At 49.1% G+C, this 17,802-nt stretch carries 13 protein-coding genes; 11 read left to right on the plus strand and 2 right to left on the minus strand.

The features are described from left to right. The first annotated feature begins 44 nt into the window (after nucleotides 1–44). From R3D00_07685 to R3D00_07735, 11 genes are all read left to right on the plus strand, one after another. Entirely contained in the window at nucleotides 45–1,046 is a 1,002-nt protein-coding gene (locus R3D00_07685; protein MEZ4773047.1) for a hypothetical protein, read from the plus strand. Nucleotides 1,047–1,168: 122 nt separating this feature from the next. After that, complete coding sequence (locus tag R3D00_07690) at nucleotides 1,169–4,216, plus strand: efflux RND transporter permease subunit (protein MEZ4773048.1); 3,048 nt, start codon at nucleotides 1,169–1,171, stop codon at nucleotides 4,214–4,216. Then, nucleotides 4,209–5,303, plus strand: coding sequence for an efflux RND transporter periplasmic adaptor subunit (locus R3D00_07695; protein ID MEZ4773049.1), 1,095 nt, complete (start codon nucleotides 4,209–4,211; stop codon nucleotides 5,301–5,303). Before R3D00_07690 ends, R3D00_07695 begins: the two co-directional genes overlap by 8 nt. Then, on the plus strand, nucleotides 5,300–8,359 hold the full coding sequence (locus tag R3D00_07700; protein ID MEZ4773050.1) for an efflux RND transporter permease subunit: 3,060 nt from the start codon (nucleotides 5,300–5,302) through the stop codon (nucleotides 8,357–8,359). The genes R3D00_07695 and R3D00_07700 overlap by 4 nt, the downstream gene beginning before the upstream one ends. After that, the gene (locus R3D00_07705; GenBank protein ID MEZ4773051.1) at nucleotides 8,343–9,815 is read left to right on the plus strand and encodes a TolC family protein; all 1,473 of its coding nucleotides are present in this window, start codon (nucleotides 8,343–8,345) and stop codon (nucleotides 9,813–9,815) included. The genes R3D00_07700 and R3D00_07705 overlap by 17 nt, the downstream gene beginning before the upstream one ends. Nucleotides 9,816–9,878: 63 nt before the next feature. Next, on the plus strand, nucleotides 9,879–10,682 hold the full coding sequence (locus R3D00_07710; GenBank protein MEZ4773052.1) for a BtpA/SgcQ family protein: 804 nt from the start codon (nucleotides 9,879–9,881) through the stop codon (nucleotides 10,680–10,682). 87 nt (nucleotides 10,683–10,769) lie between these two features. Beyond that, nucleotides 10,770–12,110 carry a sugar porter family MFS transporter gene (locus R3D00_07715; protein MEZ4773053.1) on the plus strand — a complete coding sequence of 447 codons (1,341 nt, stop codon included), beginning with the start codon at nucleotides 10,770–10,772 and terminating at the stop codon, nucleotides 12,108–12,110. Further along, a complete protein-coding gene (locus tag R3D00_07720; protein MEZ4773054.1) occupies nucleotides 12,107–13,804 on the plus strand; it encodes an FG-GAP-like repeat-containing protein in 1,698 nt (565 codons plus the stop codon). The genes R3D00_07715 and R3D00_07720 overlap by 4 nt, the downstream gene beginning before the upstream one ends. Before the next feature lie 90 nt (nucleotides 13,805–13,894). Continuing rightward, nucleotides 13,895–15,403 carry a glycoside hydrolase family 32 protein gene (locus tag R3D00_07725; GenBank protein MEZ4773055.1) on the plus strand — a complete coding sequence of 503 codons (1,509 nt, stop codon included), beginning with the start codon at nucleotides 13,895–13,897 and terminating at the stop codon, nucleotides 15,401–15,403. A 227-nt stretch (nucleotides 15,404–15,630) separates the two neighbouring features. Then, nucleotides 15,631–15,975: a type II toxin-antitoxin system RelE/ParE family toxin gene (locus R3D00_07730; protein MEZ4773056.1), complete on the plus strand. Its 345-nt coding sequence runs from the start codon at nucleotides 15,631–15,633 to the stop codon at nucleotides 15,973–15,975. Continuing rightward, nucleotides 15,959–16,267 (plus strand): helix-turn-helix transcriptional regulator, encoded by a 309-nt coding sequence (locus R3D00_07735; GenBank protein ID MEZ4773057.1) that lies wholly within the window; start codon nucleotides 15,959–15,961, stop codon nucleotides 16,265–16,267. The genes R3D00_07730 and R3D00_07735 overlap by 17 nt, the downstream gene beginning before the upstream one ends. Before the next feature lie 45 nt (nucleotides 16,268–16,312). Here the strand turns inward: R3D00_07735 and R3D00_07740 are convergent, their stop codons facing one another. Together R3D00_07740 and fmt are read right to left on the minus strand one after the other, a co-directional pair. After that, the gene (locus R3D00_07740; GenBank protein ID MEZ4773058.1) at nucleotides 16,313–16,768 is read right to left on the minus strand and encodes a hypothetical protein; all 456 of its coding nucleotides are present in this window, start codon (nucleotides 16,766–16,768) and stop codon (nucleotides 16,313–16,315) included. A gap of 8 nt (nucleotides 16,769–16,776) precedes the next feature. Next, on the minus strand, nucleotides 16,777–17,682 hold the full coding sequence (gene fmt / locus R3D00_07745) for a methionyl-tRNA formyltransferase (protein MEZ4773059.1): 906 nt from the start codon (nucleotides 17,680–17,682) through the stop codon (nucleotides 16,777–16,779). Nucleotides 17,683–17,802 lie beyond the last annotated feature (120 nt).

A 17,802-nucleotide genomic window follows, 5' to 3' on the forward strand; every position in this document is an offset into this window, starting at 1 on the left:
TGTTAAATTTGAGCAGGTTATCTTCTTCTATTAAACGATTTCTGATGAAAACAACCTTAATCGCGTGGACTGTTTTGTTTTTTTCCTGCGGAGTACTTACCGAATCCTCCCATCCGGAGTTGATGATTCCCCTGAAAGCGGATATTGTCACCGATCAATTGCATGATACGCTGTTCTTTTCTCCCACTTGTATGTTTGCGATTCCCGGAGGTGTCTGTGCAGGCTCTCGTGACGAAGGCAGGATCGTTTGCACGGATATGAATTTACAGGCGGGTCTGGTTTTCGGAGAAAAGGGCTTAGGCCCCGGAGAGTTCCAGAGCCTCCATAAGGGGGTATGGCACAATGATGAATTTCACCTGTTCGATTTTTCAAAAAAAAGCATTCAGGCTTTCGACAAGGCAGGTTCTTTCCTCCATGAAATCAGAGTGCCTGCGGAATATGAACGGTGGTCGCGATTTGCGATGGATCAACAGGGAAACTGCTTCTTCAGCACAGGCTACCAGCCTTCGGTTGGGCTGACATTCAATCTAAATACCAAAGAAATTGAGTCCTACTTTGGCACCGGCATCAAACCAGAGAAAGAAAGAATCCCTGCGGATTTACACTTAACTCCAGATGGGTATCTGATCGCGATCCTTGTAACGGTAACGATGCCCCGAATCCTCGTCTATAACCAGGCAAAACAACTGATTTTAGATTTGGATTTATCGGATTATGAAGTAATTAAACAGAAAAGGGAAATGCAGAAAGCAGATGACGACCCTAACCTGCTTTTCACCAGGGCGATTCCAGAATCAACTTTCGACAAGCAAACTAATCGCCTTTATACCCTGGTTTCTCACTACCACAATCAGGCCGAGTCGAGCGCCGACATCATATATGAGTTCCAGTTTGATCAGGGAACTTTGGAGCTTAGAAAAACCTACCATCTTCTGGGTTTGGAAGGAGGGCCTTTGCCTCTGTTCATCGGATTTGCTGTGGAACAAGGGAAAGTGTTTGCGATTGACGGTGAAGGGCTTTTCTACCGCTACCAACTCCCGGAATAAAAACGTCAGATCATTCTATACCCAATAGTCAAAGTGCTGAAATACGATAGGATCGGATTTCACGTATTTGATTCACAAAGAAATTCGTACCTTACCATTTGAGCCGCCATTAGTTGTGTAGTATGAGCCCAGGCCAACCTCTTGTTCTCACCCCTTTCAGAATCCTCACAGTCACGGTGCTGCTGAGTGTGATGGGGCTGTGGAGCATCCAGTATCTGGCCATTCAATGGCTCCCTTCCAGGCCGGGTTCTGTGCTGGAGGTTTCTTACACCTATCCCGGGCAAGAAGCCCGGCAGATGGAGCTTCAGCTTACCCTGAAGGTCGAATCGCTGCTCAGTTCCATCTCTGGCATTGAGGACATCCACTCCACTTCCACCCGTGGCCGTGCCTTCGTTCGCTTTAAGATCACCCCAAACATGAACCCGGAGAAGGTACGAAGAGAAGCGCGTGCCCTGCTTCGGCGCCTGCAGCCACAACTTCCCGTCGGGGTATCGCTCCCCCAGATCAGGCTCTCGCAATCGGGAAAGCGAGATGGTGCCACCCTCTTGCTCTGGGGGCCTGATCCCTACGAACTGGAGCAGATATATGCCAAACACACCGGGCCGCTCCTTTCCAGAATCCCCGGCATGGAGGAGGTGAATGTACAGGGAAGAAAACACTTTCAATGGAGCATGACCCCTCTTCATGATGCCCCACTTCCCCTTGAGGAGATCGCCAATGCCCTGGAAAAAGCAGGGATGCAGCAGGTTGTGGCAACAAACGAAGCCGGATTTGTGGCCGTTCAAATGCACCCAGACCCGCAAAACCCTCCCTGGGAAGATATATACCTGCCTGCGCAACAGGGAAATCTCTTACCCCTGCCCTCCATCCTGAAGGTAGAACTGGGCCCCGATCCGCAGCAAGAGTCCGTTCGGGCCAATCAACTGCCAGCTTTGTTATTTTCGGTCTTCTATCGGGAAGATGCGAGCATCCTCCGCAGTTCTGCCAGGCTTAGGGATGCAGTAGCCGAGGTGCAGGCAGTTCTTCCTGAAGGGTATTTTTTTGACATCGTTGACAACAGCGCAGATCTACTCCAGGCCAATCTCAGCAGCAGCCTTCGGCTTGCCGTATTTTCATTGCTTGGAATCATCCTGGCTCTTTTCCTCATCGCCAGGTCGGTGAGATACTGGCTCACCCTTCTTTTTTGTATGGTGGTCAATCTGGCATTGTGCGCGCTCCTCTACCGCATCTTTCACATTCCCGTTCACTTCTATACCCTCGCAGCGTCTTCCGTTTCATTAGGCCTGGTGGTGGACAATTATCTCATTGTGATGGAGCGGGCCAGGCAAGGGAATCAGGTGAATGCGGTACTGGAGCTTTGGTCGGCAGTGCTGACTACCCTGCTGCCGCTGGCAGTGCTGGCCTTCGCGGGTAGCGAAGGGAAAGTTGCCTTCAGCCTGGGTTTCTTTGAGGTCTTATCAGTCAATCTGCTGATCTCCATCTTCGTTGCCGCGCTGGTGCTGCCTGCCCTTCTTTCCATATGGCCCTTGCCCCGCAGGCTGGTGGACCCAAAAATGTCCGCTTCAACCCCGCATAGGTGGTGGTCATGGGCGGTGAAGCACCGGAGGCTGATTCGCATCGGGTTTGTTCTTGCGCTGGGGATCCCCCTGTCACAGGCTGGCCGTCAGGAGATCATCATCGGCGAGGAGAATGTGAATACATGGAGACAGTCGTCATGGTACCGGCAATACATCCAGCCCTGGGCTGAGCCTGCCCTCGGTGGAGTCTGGAGGCTGTTTGATGAAAAGTCGGCTTTTCAGTCGGCGCTCGTGGAGACTGACCGGCCTGCCATACTGGTAAACCTTTCTGTGGATCCTGATGCGAGCAATGAAGAGTTTATCCGCGTAAGGGAGCAGTTGGAAGCCTGGATCGGATCGGTGGAAGAGGTGGACTTTGTGCTTTCAAGGGAAGTAGGAAACACCCAAACCAACATTAGCATTACCGTGAAGCGGCCATTTGAAGACACAGGCTTCCCATTTTTATTGAAATCCAGGTTGGAAAGAATTGCCGCGGAAACAGATGATCTGAACTGGTTTATCAGGGGTACCGGCAAGTTTCAGGATGGCCACCCATACAGGAAAGGTAACAGTTATGATGAGGGAAACGGCAGCATTTTCCTGGTTGGTACCGACTACCCGGAAACAGAGCGGCTAGGCAATAAGGTGGCCGCGGAGTTGAAGCGTTCCCCCCGTGTTCTCAGCGCCGGAGTCACCACTGGTCGTACTATTCCCATTCAAACCTATCGCTGGGCTCCTCCGTCGAGCCTGAATCCTGTTTCCGGGGGGCACGAGGTTGCGCAAAGCTTTTTGAGTTCATTTACTGTTCAGGCTCAGGGATTCGCCTTCCCCATCGCTTTAACTCCGCATAACAAGTGGCAGCAGTTCACGAGTGTGAAACAATATCCGCTTTGGGATGTTCATGGGCCATTCTACTTTGATCCGAGGGGATGGCGCGAAGCCGTTCTGCGGGATAATCAGATTGACAGGTTTAATCGAAAATACATGATCCGGACGACCTATACCTTTCAGGGAAATGCCAGGGCAGAATCGGCGTTGGCAGAGGAAGTAAAGCGCAGGGTTGGGGAGCAGCTCCCCATTGGCTATCATTTTGCAGAGCCTGAGATGCTCGGCTCTGGCACAGATTCTTCCTCCGATGCATGGATATGGGCCATAGGCGGGATCCTGATCTGGATTGTGCTGGGTGCCTGCCTGGAGTCATGGCGCGAAGCATGGAAGGTGTGGCTCATGATTCCAGCCTCTTTGATCGGGGTAATGCTGGTTTTTGGCCTCAGCGATTTGCCCTGGGACGAAGGCGGGCTTGTTTCTGTAGCTCTGGTAGCCGGTTCTTCTGTCAACCTTGCGTTGTATCAACTCGCGGGATGGAGTCGCATACGGGCCAACTCCGGCACAGCAATTTCTCCTCTCCAGGCCTGGGAGATGGCATGGCGGGAAGTAAGGCCATCCATGATCAGCACGACCCTCACCACCATCGCCGGAGTGACCCCTTTTCTGTTTATGCCCACCATTCCCTTCTGGACTAGTCTGGCCGGAGGAATTCTGGGAGGGCTGGTGATGTCTCTGTTTGCTACTTTTACCTTGTTACCCGGACTCATTATCCATCCAAATGAATAGATCGCTCATGGAAACGCAAATGCTCAAATGGGTATTGATGTTGATCACGCTTTTAGGTTGCTCTGCGCCTGGTACCGGACCCAGACAGCAGGTAACGGAGCAAAAACCCGAAGCGCAGGTGGCCCTGCTTCCGGATGTGGACACCTTCCAAATCAAAATCAGCACTTTTGAAGATCGTCGGGTGGCTGTAGGAACCCTGGAGCCATCGAGAAAAGTGGTATTCCGGCTTGCTGATCCCCTGGCCCCGGTTGAATTTAGGGTGCACAACGGGCAGGTGGTGAAAGCAGGCGATACCCTGGCCATTCAGCCGCAACCCGGGCTGTGGCTGGCGCTCGAAAAAGCAACTCTGGAGCTGGCGGAGCGGCGTGCTGCCTACCTCGAAAGGCTGCTTGGGTTAGGATATTCGACGGAAGATTCTTTGTCCATTCCAGTGGCCGTTCGCAATCAGGCAGCGATGAGTAGTGGGTGGCTGAAGGCTAAGGTTACACATCAGGAAGCGAAGCTCGCGCTGAAGCAGGCCGCCATCATCGCGCCGTTTCCCGGGGTTATTTCGGGCATTAATCTTCCGGAAAAGGAACAAGATCCCGCATTCGCCCTGTCCCTGGCAGACCTAAGCTCCTTGTTGGTTACCTTTCAGATACTGCCGGGTGAAATCACCTTCCTGAAGCCAGGAACTGCGATAAGGGTAAACGTCGCGGGGGTAAACAGGGTATTTCAGGCGAAGGTAGAAGAGATCAACCCAGAGGTATCTGCCGGTGGTCTGGTTTATGTGCGGGCGAGATTTGCCCCGGCGGGAGAAAAACTGCTGCCAGGTATGGCAGCAGAGGTTGTTTTGTTTCGGGCGGTACCCGGGCAAGTGGTTGTGCCTACAACGGCTTTGCTGCACCGGCAGGGGCGAGAATTGGTTTTTGTCTGGAAAAATGACAGTGCCTTCTGGCGATACGTAACCCCTGGCCCGCAGAATGCCGAATGGGCTATCATCCGGGATGGGATCCAACCTGGAGAAATCGTGATCAGTGAGGGCGGTTTCGCGCTTGCCAATGCTGTTCCCGTGTCTGTCAGGCAGAAGGATATTTCAACACCATGAAAGACTGGATATTCATTTCCCGGCCATTGGGCTTAATCACTCTCTCCCTTGCGCTGGCATGTGCAGGGGCGGTGGCGGTCAATTTTCTCAATACATCCTTGCTTCCCGAGCGGGCGGCTCCCCTCCTCGAGGTTAGGATTCACCAGCCAGGCTTTGACGCGGTTTATATGGAAACGCAACTCTCCAACCCTCTCAGGGCGGCACTTGCACCGATGTCCGGGCTTGTCTCTATGGAAAGCACCTGTGAATCGGGGGACTGTTTGCTAACGCTTCATTTTTCAAGGGATGCAGACATGGAAACAGCCCGTCAGGAAGCCAGCGACCGGGTGGATCAGGCCATAGAATCTGGAATCGCCATTCTGAACCGGCCTGAAATTCGGCTTCCAACCCTTACAGACCTCCCCGTGATGTATCTCTATCTTCAGGTAGAACAAGACCCAGGCTCTGTGGGGTTTGAGGACGCGATGATGGCGCTGAGCCAGTGGGCTAAGGAACGGGTTTCACAAAGATTAGAGCAGCAGCCTGATATTGGTACTGTAGAGATAGCGGGATTGTGGGTGAAACATTGGGAAATTATTCCCGATGACCAGGCTTTGCTGATGCGGGGGATTCACCCCAGTGCGTTGCCCGGCTTGATTCAGGCAGCCACGCCCGACCCGGTGCAGATTGAACTCCGGGAAGGGTACCGTTCCCGGCCTGTCCAGATATTTTCGTCTCAGTTCCTTGAGCCAGATTCTATCCTGATTCGCACTCAAAATGCTTCCTTTTTTCTGGGGGAGGTGGCGAGTATCCAGCAGAAAACCGAACCGCAGGAGCATCAGGTTTTTCTGGACGGATCGCCCGCCTTGTGCTTTGCTTTGCTGCAACGCAGTGGTGCCAACCTGTCCAACATGAGCAGGCAGGTAGCGGCTGTCTGTGAGGAACTTTCCGCCAGCCAGGCTCGTGTTCGGTTTGTAACGACAAGAGACCAGACCGAAATCCTGGAACTCGCCATCCAAAATATGTGGCAGGGCTTATTGCTGAGTATTTTTATGGCGGGTATCCTGTTTTTCCTGTTTATGCGACAAGGCCTTGCCGCTCTACTCATTGGTCTGTCTGTAGGCGTGGCCCTTTGCTGGACCTTAGGCACCTTCTGGGGGTTGGATATTGGCATCAACAGCCTCTCCCTCGCAGGGCTTGTGATCGGTATCGGCCTGATGGTTGACAACGCAATTATACTGTTGAACCAGATCCGACTTTTGTTGGAAGATGGGTTTCCTCTCGCGGAGGCAATCGGAAAAAGTGTTTCCGATTTGGCTTTGCCCCTGGCCACCTCTACTGCCACCACCATTGTGGTATTTATTCCTTTGCGCGCGGGCGGAGATACGGTCAATGCGCTGTTTTCGGAACAGGCAATCAGCATGTCAATTAGCCTCTCAACTTCTTTTCTCGTCACTTTGGTTCTGATCCCACCGGTCTATTTTCTTTTGGCGAAACGGTTTCCCCGCATGACTAAAACAGCCCCGGCCCGGTTTTGGATCAACACCCAGAAGGCTTACAAGAACACGCTGTCCATTTTACTTCATCGGCCAGGTATAGCTTTTGCTGCCACTATCGGGGTACTTGCCCTGGGCCTGATTTTGATGTGGAGGTTGCCACACCAGTTGTTTCCCACTATGGAGCGAAAGCAACTCCTTGTTCGCTTTTTTTGGCCGGAGGATACATCTATTGATCGTATGAAGCAGGAAATGGAGGCCTGTGTCGAACATTGCGGCACTTCGGTCTTGCATTCATCTATGCACATGAGACAACAGCCCTTTTTGCGCGACCCAGACCCCCTAAAGCCCAATGAATCTGAGTTGTTACTGGAATTTACCGACGGTAACACCGCTCATGTCGAGGCAGAAAAAATTCAGTCTTTTCTTTCCCGGCACGAAGGAATGGCCCGGTGGCGCATAGCTCCCATGCCAACCCCTTTTGAGTACCTCTTCACTCATCGTTCTGATCTCTCTGATTTGCGGGGTTATTTACCTAACAACACAGACTATGATCCAGCAGCGATAGAACTCCTGCGCCAGTCATTGTCTCTGGAATTGGATATCCCCCTTGTGACCGAAGAACCGCTTGAGGGGCTGATCATCTTGCCAGATCCTGGTAATCTTTCCCGGGCGGGTCTCTCCGTAGAAGAACTTCTTCGCCAATTGAAGTGGAGTTTAGGCGAATCGTTTCAAATCAAGCTGGCGGGAACCACCCGAACGATCTCCCAAAGCAGTTCATTCGGCAAGTTAACGCCTCAAGCAGTGGCCGCAATTCCCATTGTGCTACCCAACCGCTCAACCATCCCGCTGCATACTTTGGCCAAGGTTTTGCCTGCCACCAAATTTGCCCGCGTTCATGCAGATGAACATGGGGTGTTCATTCCATTTTACTATCCGGCATCTCATCCACTCCTCCCCCAACTCAAAGAAAAAATAGCCGTCATCAATCACCAAAAGCCTGAACTGTTTTTGTCTTTTTCCCCACCCGATGAAAAATCTGATGCCCAATTGCGTGATCTTGTCTCTGCAATTCTATTGTCGGTGGTGATGTTATTTCTCATCCTTGCTGCCCAGTTTGAATCATTTGGGATACCTTTGGTCATCCTCCTTGAGATTCCGGTCGTGATGGCAGGAACTGCAGCCATGCTGTTTTTCTGTGGGCAAACGCTGAACCTGATGTCGTTGATCGGGTTGATTGTAATGATGGGGATCATTATCAATGATTCCATTCTAAAGCTCGATGTTATCCAAAAAAGACGAAGGGAGGGCTTTTCGGCGAAGGATGCAGTCCTTCAAGGAAGCACGGAGAAAGTTTCTTCGGTGGTACTTACCTCCCTGACTACGATGGCTTCCACTTTCCCTTTTTTGTGGTCTGACGACTTAGGCTCACAATTGCAGCGCCCATTTGCCTTGGTACTCGGAGGTGGAATCGGGATAGGCCTTTTGGTTACCCTGTTCCTTGTTCCTGTCTGGACATTCGCGTTTTCCAGAAAAAATCCCACCCAATCAACCCCAACCCACTATGAGATTAAAGCATAGGATTCTTTGCCTGATGATTTGCTGGCTTGCAATGGGAGTGGAAGGCATTGCCCAGACCTTCACGCTCCAACAGTTTCAGCAGTTGGTCTGGGAGCAGGCAACCAGGATGCCATCCTATTATTCCCTCCAGGCTGCACGGGCGGAAAGCCGCCTGACACAATTACGCGCCCTCCCACAAGTGACCCTAGTGAGTGAGCCACTTAACCTCAACAGGCAAAATGTCCTTCGGTATAACGCTGTCATTGATGCTGACGAATACCGCAACCAGCAGCTTATCAGAAATAGCCTTGATCTGAGAATTGATCAACGGGTGGACGCATTGGGGGGAGTGTTGTCGATACAATCGGGTTTGAGCCGCCTCCTGTCCACCACGGGACCAAACACGATTCTCAACTACGGCGTCACCCCGGTTCAGCTCAGATGGACTCAGGATTTTGGAACCCTCGGTGAAGCTGCGAGAGAGCAGCGGGAATTGGCCCTTTCATTGGACCTCGCCCAGAAGGAATTTTTCCAGGAAGCTGCAGATCAGGTCAAGGAAATTTCGCTTGCTTACCTTGAGGCATGGAGTCTGCAAGATGGGATAGCGTCCACAACAATACGACTTCAGCAGCGCGATACCTTGCTGAATATTCAGGACAGGCAGTTAGAACAAGGGTTTTCTGACCTGAGCCAGCGACTCCTGCTGGAGCAGTTAATCCTCGAAGACTCACTTTTATTGATGGATCAGTTAGCTCAATTTGATGATGCCTGCTATCTGTTGTTTCAGCGCGGGATAAAGCCAGTTTCCAGTGAAAACTGGCGACTGGATCAGCCTGATCTGCCTGGATCGGGGTTCGTTGCCCTGCCACGCATAGATACATTTGTGGCTCGGAACTCTGTAGCCGGAGCGCAGGCAAGGGTTGATCTTTTTTCCCTGGTAAGAGAAGTACGAACCAGAAAACTGAAAGCATTGCCTCAGCTATCCGTCTTTGGAGGAATCGGAACCAATCGATTTTCCAGCGATCCATGGTGGACTGCAACGAACCCCTTCATCCCACAGCAATATCTGAACATTGAGCTGAGTATCCCTATATGGTCCTGGGGAATCAACCAATTACAGGTACAACAAAGTTCATGGTCTGTCATGGCGCGCCAGATGGCCTTTGAGCAAACTCAGCAGGCGGAGGCTCAGCGAATCAATCAATTGATCAATGCATATAACAGAGTGAGGCCGAAGTTAGACATCCTACTTAAGCTGGAAAAAATCCGTGAAGTTCAATATCAGCTTACTCTCAAGAAATGGACACTCGGCCAATCCTCAGTTCAGGAATTTTATGAAGCCACCCAACAGTGGAAGCATTCTGAACAAGAGTACTTTGCTTTGCTCAGAGAAGCCTGGGAAACCTACTTGAGCCTACAGTCTGTGTTGCTTCTTGATCCTATATCGTTGACTCCTTTACCTTTGGCAGAAGAATAACCCTTTGGCTACTACTCTGTAAGACAGGCAGCAGAATCTATCGTCAAATTTACTTTCACCCCCATGAACCTATTCTCCGTAAAATGTCCCTTAGTGGCGATGATCCACGTGGATGCGCTTCCAGGCACACCCAAACATCAATACTCCCCACAGCAGATTGTGGATCGCGCTGCGGCGGAAGCAGCAGTGTACCGGCAAGCGGGAGTAGATGCCATCGCGATCGAAAATATGCACGACGTGCCCTACCTCAACCGCAGTGCCGGCCCCGAAATCACGGCCATGATGGCCGTGCTGGGGCGGGAGGTAAAACATACCTCCGGACTGCCCTGCGGCATACAAATATTGGCAGGGGCCAATCGCCAGGCGCTTGCCGTCGCGCTGGCTGCAGGCCTCGATTTTGTCAGAGCCGAAGGCTTTGTCTTTTCCCATATCGCAGACGAGGGCCTCATGAACGCCGACGGCGGCGACCTCCTCCGATACCGCCGGCAAATCGGGGCAGATCATATTCGCATTCTCTCCGACATCAAAAAAAAACATAGCGCACATGCTATTACTGAAGATGTTTCTCTCCCGGAAACGGCTCAAGCAGCTGAATTTTTTCTGAGCGATGGCGTCATCGTCACCGGAACCGCCACTGGCGCAGAGGCCGATATTTCGGAAATTCAATCGGTAAAAGCGGCAGTAAAAATACCGGTCTGGGTAGGATCGGGGGTTACTATCGACAATCTTCCTGTTTATGCTCCCGTATGTGATGGAATGATCGTGGGCTCATATTTTAAAAAAGATGGCTACTGGGCTGGTGCAGTTGACCCCGAAAAAGTAAAACGTTTTGTGGAAAAGCTGGATGCGCTGAAAAAGCTGTTATGATGGATTTCCACCGCCAATCTTATTTTTGCATCGTAGGTATTCTTGCGTAAATTCCGCCACTACTACTAATATTTGCAAATAACTACTATGAACCGAAACAAAGTAATTTTCTGGTCAATTACCGTCGCACTCGCGGGATTTTTATTTGGGTTTGACACCGTGGTTATTTCCGGTGCAGATATGTCCCTTCAGGAGTTATGGCCCAAAGGCGAACTTTTTCACGGATTTATTGTCATGGCTTCCGCACTTTGGGGTACGGTAATTGGCGCCATATTTGGCGGTATTCCTACAGATAAACTGGGTCGAAAAAATACCCTGATCTGGATTGGGGTGCTGTACTTTGTCTCAGCCGTAGGGTCTTCCCTCGCAGGTGATCCCTGGGTATTTTCATTTTTTCGTTTTATCGGTGGATTAGGAGTAGGGGCTTCCACCATTGCCGGCCCTGCCTATATTTCTGAAATTGCCCCCGCCAAAAACAGAGGCAAACTGGTGGCTTTGTATCAGTTCAATATCGTCTTTGGTATTCTTATCGCTTTCATTTCCAACTACCTTTTGAAAGATATCGGTGAAAATGCCTGGCGCTGGATGGTGGGGGTCGAAGCAATCCCGGCATTTGCCTATACGCTGATGGTATTTACCGTTCCGGAAAGCCCCCGCTGGTTGCTTGTGATGAGAGAGGACCGGGATGCCGCTGCAAATATCCTCAGACAAATTGACCCCAAAGCAGATGTCGATGCCGAGATGGCGGTAATTATGACAGATCACCACGATGCTGACCAGAGTGAAACGATATTCATCAAAAAGTACCGTTACCCGCTGATTCTGGCGTTTTTGATTGCTTTTTTTAATCAGTTTTCCGGAATCAATGCCTTCCTCTACTACGCTCCGAGAATTTTTCAGGCAGCAGGGCTCGAATCCAGTACGGCATTTTTGAGCAGCGCAGGTATTGGGCTGGTAAATATGGTTTTTACTTTGCTGGGTCTTAGCCTGATCGATCGTCTGGGCCGCAAACAACTGATGTATATTTGTTCATTTGGTTATATCGTTTCCCTTTCTATGGTATCCCTCGCCTTTCTATGGGGTTGGCAGGGAATGGCCGTTCCGGGCTTTATGTTTTTGTTTATTGCTGCGCATGCAATTGGTCAGGGTACCGTGATCTGGGTGTTTATCTCTGAAATATTCCCCAACCACCTCCGGGCGAGTGGGCAGTCTTTTGGTAGTTCTGTTCACTGGGTACTGGCTGCTGCGATTCCATCACTCATTCCGGTGTTGTTTTCCAAAATAGGAGAGGCTCCGGTATTTGGTATTTTTGCCTTTATGATGGTGTTGCAATTATTGTTTGTCTGGAAAATGATGCCTGAAACCAAAGGGGTTTCTCTGGAAGAGCTGGGAACTGAATTTGCCGGAAAAGACTTCTTTCAAAAATGAAAAAGCTGCTACTATCAGGTTTATTTCCTGTTGTCATCCTCAGTGCGCAGAATCAGTTTTCTGATGTATCTGCTGCTGCAGGTTTAGATGGAAAAGGCTCCAGCTATGGGGTTGCTATAGCTGATTATGATAAAGATGGCTTTGAAGACATTTTTGTAGTCCGTACTTATGACGAAAACCTGCTTTACCGCAATATGGGCGATGGAACCTTTGTGGAAGTCGCAAGGGAAGCAGGATTAAATTTTGCCGGTGAAAGTCGTGTGGCTGCCTGGGGTGATTTTGACAATGACGGCTGGCTGGATCTTTTTGTGGGGAATAATAAAGGTACCCGTGATAAAATGTACATCAACCAGAAAGACGGAACATTTCTGGACATATCGGCATCTGCACGCACACTCCTCTCTGCTACCGGCAATGCCATGGCCGTTTTGCTCGCAGATATCGACGGCGACAGCTTCCTCGATATTTATGTGGCCCGGATGAATGACCAAAATACGCTGTATCGCAACCGGGGAGATCTGACCCTGGAGAATATTACAATTTCCTCCGGAGCGACGGATACGCAGCTCGCCATGGGCGGGATTTTTTTTGACTATGACAACGATCACGATCAGGATCTTTACCTCGTGCATGATAATTATCAGGCTAATATCCTTTATCGCAACAACGGAGACCTTACCTTTACCAATGTCGCGCAAACCGCAAAGGTCGATGTAAAGGCTTTTGGAATGGGCGTTGATGTGGGTGATGTAAATAATGATGGGTGGCCCGACCTTTATATTACCAATCTTTACAATAATGTTCTTCTGCTCAACAAGGGAGATGGAACCTTCCAGGACATAACCCGCACTGCCGGTACAGGCGACTACGGAATGGGGTGGGGTACCTTCTTTTTTGATGCAGATAATGACGGCTGGCAGGATATTTATGTGGCAAATACTCCCTCATTCCCCAACGTATTTTACCACAATCAGCAGGATAATACCTTTCTGAATGTGGGTAAGGAAACGGTATTGGCCAGCAATGCCAGTAGTTATGGCGCGGTACCGCTGGACTATGACAATGACGGGAGGGTGGACATATTTATTACCAATGGCAATGGGGCTGCAGGTAACCAACTGTTTCACAACGAAAATGTAAACCCAAACAACTGGGTAAAATTCCGACTGGAAGGCACAAAGTCAAATGCCGCTGCAATCGGTGCCCGGGTAGAAGTTTTTGCAGGAGAAAAACGCTGGGTGGATGAGCTTAACTCCGGCTCAGGTTATGTCAGTCAAAATAGCCATATTCTCCATTTTGGAACCGGCTCTGCTTCTTCTATTGATTCGGTCGTTGTTTTTTGGCCAGGAAAAGAACGGCAAGTGTATAAAAATCTGGCTGTCAACAGGCTTCATATCCTGACAGAAGGTAAGACGATCAATGAGGAGATTCCGTTGGAGAAAGGACTTCTCTGTGTACCCAATCCATTTTCTTCAGAGATAAATCTGTATTACCACCTCAGTTCTCCCCAATCGGTGAAAATCACGGTTTCTGATCACCTGGGCCGCCTGGTGGCAACCTGGGAAGAACCCGAAAAACAACCAGGCCTGTACTCCGTTTTGTGGAATGCAGAAAACCAGCCGCAAGGAATGTATATCTGCACCTTTTTCTCCAGAGAGGGCATTAAACAATCGAAAATAAATAAGAAAGATTAAAATTTTATGAGCCGAATGTCGCCCATTAACCGGATTTTTATAATTTTATCGCTTCTGACTTTCCTCAGTTGCCGAAACGATACCGCAACAATGGAAAAAAGCAAATCGCAAACGATTACGGAAGGATATTATCAGGAGGCACATCGCCCGCAGTTCCACTTCTCGCCCCCTTCAAAGTGGATGAATGATCCCAACGGGATGTTTTTCTATGAAGGGGAATACCATCTGTTTTACCAATATTATCCTGACGATGTTGTCTGGGGGCCTATGCATTGGGGACATGCGGTAAGTCCTGATCTCATTCATTGGGAACATTTACCGATAGCTCTGTATCCCGACAGCATGGGGTACATATTTTCCGGCAGCGCGGTTGTCGATCACCAAAACACCAGCGGACTGGCTCCTGATGGACAGGTCCCGTTGGTCGCTATTTTTACTTATCATGACCCGGAAGGTGAAAAGGCCGGGCGAAACGATTACCAGTATCAGGGAATCGCCTACAGCCTCGACAAAGGGCGGACCTGGACCAAGTACGAAGGAAACCCTGTTGTACCCAATCCCGGACTCAAAGACTTCCGCGATCCGAAGGTGTTCTGGCATGAAAAAAGCCAGCAGTGGGTGATGATTTTTGCGCGTGGCAATCAGGTGAGATTGTATCATTCTCCCAACCTGAAAGAATGGACGATGAGCAGCGAATTTGGGGAAACCTACGGAAGCCACGGGGGTGTCTGGGAATGCCCGGATCTGTTTGAACTGCCTGTAAACGGCGATCCTAATCGTAAAAAATGGGTAATGCTGCTCAGTATCAACCCCGGAGGCCCCAATCAGGGTTCTGCTACTCAATACTTTGTGGGAGATTTTGACGGAAAAACATTTACCAGCGACAATCCTTCCGAACAGACCCTCTGGCTGGATTATGGCGCAGACAACTACGCAGGCGTTACCTGGTCAGATATTCCCGATTCTGATGGCCGTCGGCTGTTTCTCGGCTGGATGGGCAACTGGCTTTACGCAATGCGTGTACCCACAGACCCCTGGCGCAGTGCCATGACCATTCCCCGCACGCTTGAACTTATCTCAACCTCAGCGGGTATTCGCTTAAAAACAGAACCTGTAGCTGAACTTCAACTGATCAGAGGAGAAGAAAAAAGCATAGATGGTGCTACGGTTTCCGGTATTATGCCTGTTATCAAAGATTCGGGAACACTCGCAGAATTGGTCTTGTCCTTTGATATGGCGGGTTCATCTGCCACAGAATTTGGCCTCGAACTTACCAATGATAAAGGCGAAAAAGTGCGGATTGGTTATGAAAAAGCCGGAGACAGATTTTTTATAGACAGGACTCAGTCAGGCAAGATTGACTTTGCAGATGAGTTTCCAGGCGTACACTACGCCCCCAACGTACCCGGGAGTTCGGCGATTTCCATGCACCTATTGGTCGATGTCGCGTCAGTTGAGTTATTTGCCCAGGACGGTCAGGTAGTGATGACAGATATATTTTTCCCTAATGAACCATTTGTCCGGATGAATCTGTTTTCAGAAGGCGGAAATGTAACTTTCACAGGAGGCAAAATCACCGGGTTGAAGGGGATTTGGTGAATAAATCATTAGGAAAATCCATTTCTTCAGTAGCTTCTTCATAAATGATTAACTCATAAAGTCTCCCCATAAAGGCGAACTTTTAGTTCTTCCAGAGTCAACATTTTCGAATTGCTATGTCGGATATTTTTTTCCGGATTGAAGTACACCCAATAGGGTGAATAGAAATATGAAAAGATGGGTGTGAACCCCTTGATTTTAGTTGCCTGATGAGTTAACTTTACTAAATGAAATACGTAAGAGAAGTTGTGGCCTATAAGCGTTATTTCCTTGATTTTTATAATCAACAAACGGATAAGGTTCAGGCTAAGATTGAGTGGACATTAAATTTGTTACGAGTGTCTCAGAGGGTTTCTGAAAAATATTTTAAGCATATTGAAGGTACAAAAGGGTTATATGAAGTACGTGTAGAATATGGCAGCAATATCTTCCGGATATTTGCATTCTTTGACAAAGGTAAACTTATTGTTCTGGGAAATGCTTTTCAAAAAAAAGCTCAAAAAACCCCTAAAAATGAAATAGAGAAGGCAATTAATATAATGGAGGAATATTTCGATGAAAAAAACACCTAATAAAAATATTACAACCCTTAGCGAAATCCTTGATGATAAATACGGGAAAAGGGGAAGTGAAAAACGAGAAAAATGGGAACAGGAGTTTGAAGCATTTCGGTTGGGGGTTCTTCTTGAAGAAGCTCGTATAAAACTGGGGATGACTCAGGAAGAGCTTGCGCAAAAGTGTGGGACCAACAAGTCTTATATATCAAGGATCGAGAATGATGCCAGTGATATCCGACTTTCTACTTTAATGAAAATTATTCAACGTGGGTTAGGAGGGCAACTTAAGCTGACAATAGAGGTATAGTCTTAGGGAAACAATCTTGATTTAGCTGCCAGTATTACAATGTCCTCAATATTGCCGCGAAAAAAGATAGTCGCGTATCAGGTCAAATTCCTCCCAGTCTTTGCGGTGAAGGGTGATGATCTGGTCATTGAAATGAACAGAAACCGTATCTTCATTTAGCATGTCTGGATTTGCATATACCAGTGGGAAGGCGTTGTTTTCTCCCTTAAAAAGAATCTCATACACAGAAATCATCGAAAAATGGTCGTTGACAAAAAAGATTTCTGCAATTGTGCGGCGTAGTTTGCCGTAGGCAAGCAAGTTGCCGATTACCAACGCAATGACTTCCCCTGCAATGGCGATCCACAGGATAGATTGGCCACTACTTCCGGCGGCCACTCTGACCATGATCGCTAACATCAGGATAGCATTGATCGCACCATAATACTGCATGGCGTATTCCTGAAGAATAACGATTCCGTTTCGTGATCGGGGGTATTGATGGCTTTGAAAACTAGTCATACACAGGGTCACAGTTTAAATCCTCGGAGAAAATCTTCGGTCTTCATTCTTTTTTTTCCTTCCATCTGAAGATCTGTAATCTCCAGCCACTGATCTTCGCAGGCAAATCTCAGGGTTTTTCCATCGGAAACAAAGCTGCCAGAAGGCTGATCTGTTGTTTCGCCCGTAAGTGTGGCATAAAATATTTTAAGGATTTTGCCCTCCAGCAGAGTCCATGCAGCAGGGTATGGCGAAAGTCCCCGGATAAGATTTCTTACTTTTACGGCGGGTTGATCCCAATGGATATGGCAATCTTCCTTAAATATTTTAGGTGCGTGGTGTACAGCCAGAGAGTGGATTTGCGGTACAGCGTGCAGAGAACCATTTTCCAGGCCAAAAACGGTTTCCAGTACCAGGTCGGCGCCGGTTTCCATAAGTTGATCGTGAAGGTCGCCGGCAGTCCATTCTTCGGGAATATCCATTTTGTGCTGGAGCAAGATATTGCCGGTATCTATTTTTTCGTCTATCAGGAAAGTGGTTACCCCTGAGGTTCTTTCTCCATTGATGACTGCCCAGTTGATCGGAGCGGCGCCGCGGTATTCAGGCAATAAGGAAGAGTGCAGGTTAAATGTGCCCAAACGGGGGATTTTCCACACAACCTCTGGCAGCATACGGAAGGCAACAACTACGATCAGGTCAGGTTGTGCAGCCTCAAGCGCAGCGATAAATTCCGGGTCGCGCAGCTTTTCCGGTTGAAGTACAGGGATTTGTTTTTCCTGTGCATACACTTTTACAGGAGAAGGACGAAGCTGTTGCCCTCGCCCGGCGGGTTTGTCAGGAACCGTAACTACAAAAGGAATTTCATACTCAGCACTGACCAGCCGGTCGAGCGACGGTACGGCAAATTCCGGGGTTCCCATGAAAATAATTCGCATAAGACACAAATCTACACAATTCGCAGAAATCTTAACGCCAGGACCAATGAAAGATCTGCTTTTTTTGTATGTTGTTCAGTGGTGAAAATATTTTTATATTGAAATATTACACATGTTGTT

The organism is Bacteroidia bacterium (assembly GCA_041391665.1).
Taxonomy (GTDB): domain Bacteria; phylum Bacteroidota; class Bacteroidia; order J057; family J057; genus JAGQVA01.

Bases quoted from the DNA above. Each gene is read 5' to 3' on its own strand.
- R3D00_07720 (MEZ4773054.1), top strand. From the start codon at position 12,107: ATGAAAAAGCTGCTACTATCAGGTTTATTTCCTGTTGTCATCCTCAGT.
- R3D00_07725 (MEZ4773055.1), top strand. From the start codon at position 13,895: ATGGAAAAAAGCAAATCGCAAACGATTACGGAAGGATATTATCAGGAG.
- R3D00_07730 (MEZ4773056.1), top strand. From the start codon at position 15,631: ATGAAATACGTAAGAGAAGTTGTGGCCTATAAGCGTTATTTCCTTGAT.
- R3D00_07740 (MEZ4773058.1), bottom strand. From the start codon at position 16,768: ATGACTAGTTTTCAAAGCCATCAATACCCCCGATCACGAAACGGAATC.
- R3D00_07715 (MEZ4773053.1), top strand. From the start codon at position 10,770: ATGAACCGAAACAAAGTAATTTTCTGGTCAATTACCGTCGCACTCGCG.
- R3D00_07685 (MEZ4773047.1), top strand. From the start codon at position 45: ATGAAAACAACCTTAATCGCGTGGACTGTTTTGTTTTTTTCCTGCGGA.
- fmt (MEZ4773059.1), bottom strand. From the start codon at position 17,682: ATGCGAATTATTTTCATGGGAACCCCGGAATTTGCCGTACCGTCGCTC.
- R3D00_07735 (MEZ4773057.1), top strand. From the start codon at position 15,959: ATGAAAAAAACACCTAATAAAAATATTACAACCCTTAGCGAAATCCTT.
- R3D00_07710 (MEZ4773052.1), top strand. From the start codon at position 9,879: ATGAACCTATTCTCCGTAAAATGTCCCTTAGTGGCGATGATCCACGTG.
- R3D00_07705 (MEZ4773051.1), top strand. From the start codon at position 8,343: ATGAGATTAAAGCATAGGATTCTTTGCCTGATGATTTGCTGGCTTGCA.
- R3D00_07695 (MEZ4773049.1), top strand. From the start codon at position 4,209: ATGAATAGATCGCTCATGGAAACGCAAATGCTCAAATGGGTATTGATG.
- R3D00_07700 (MEZ4773050.1), top strand. From the start codon at position 5,300: ATGAAAGACTGGATATTCATTTCCCGGCCATTGGGCTTAATCACTCTC.
- R3D00_07690 (MEZ4773048.1), top strand. From the start codon at position 1,169: ATGAGCCCAGGCCAACCTCTTGTTCTCACCCCTTTCAGAATCCTCACA.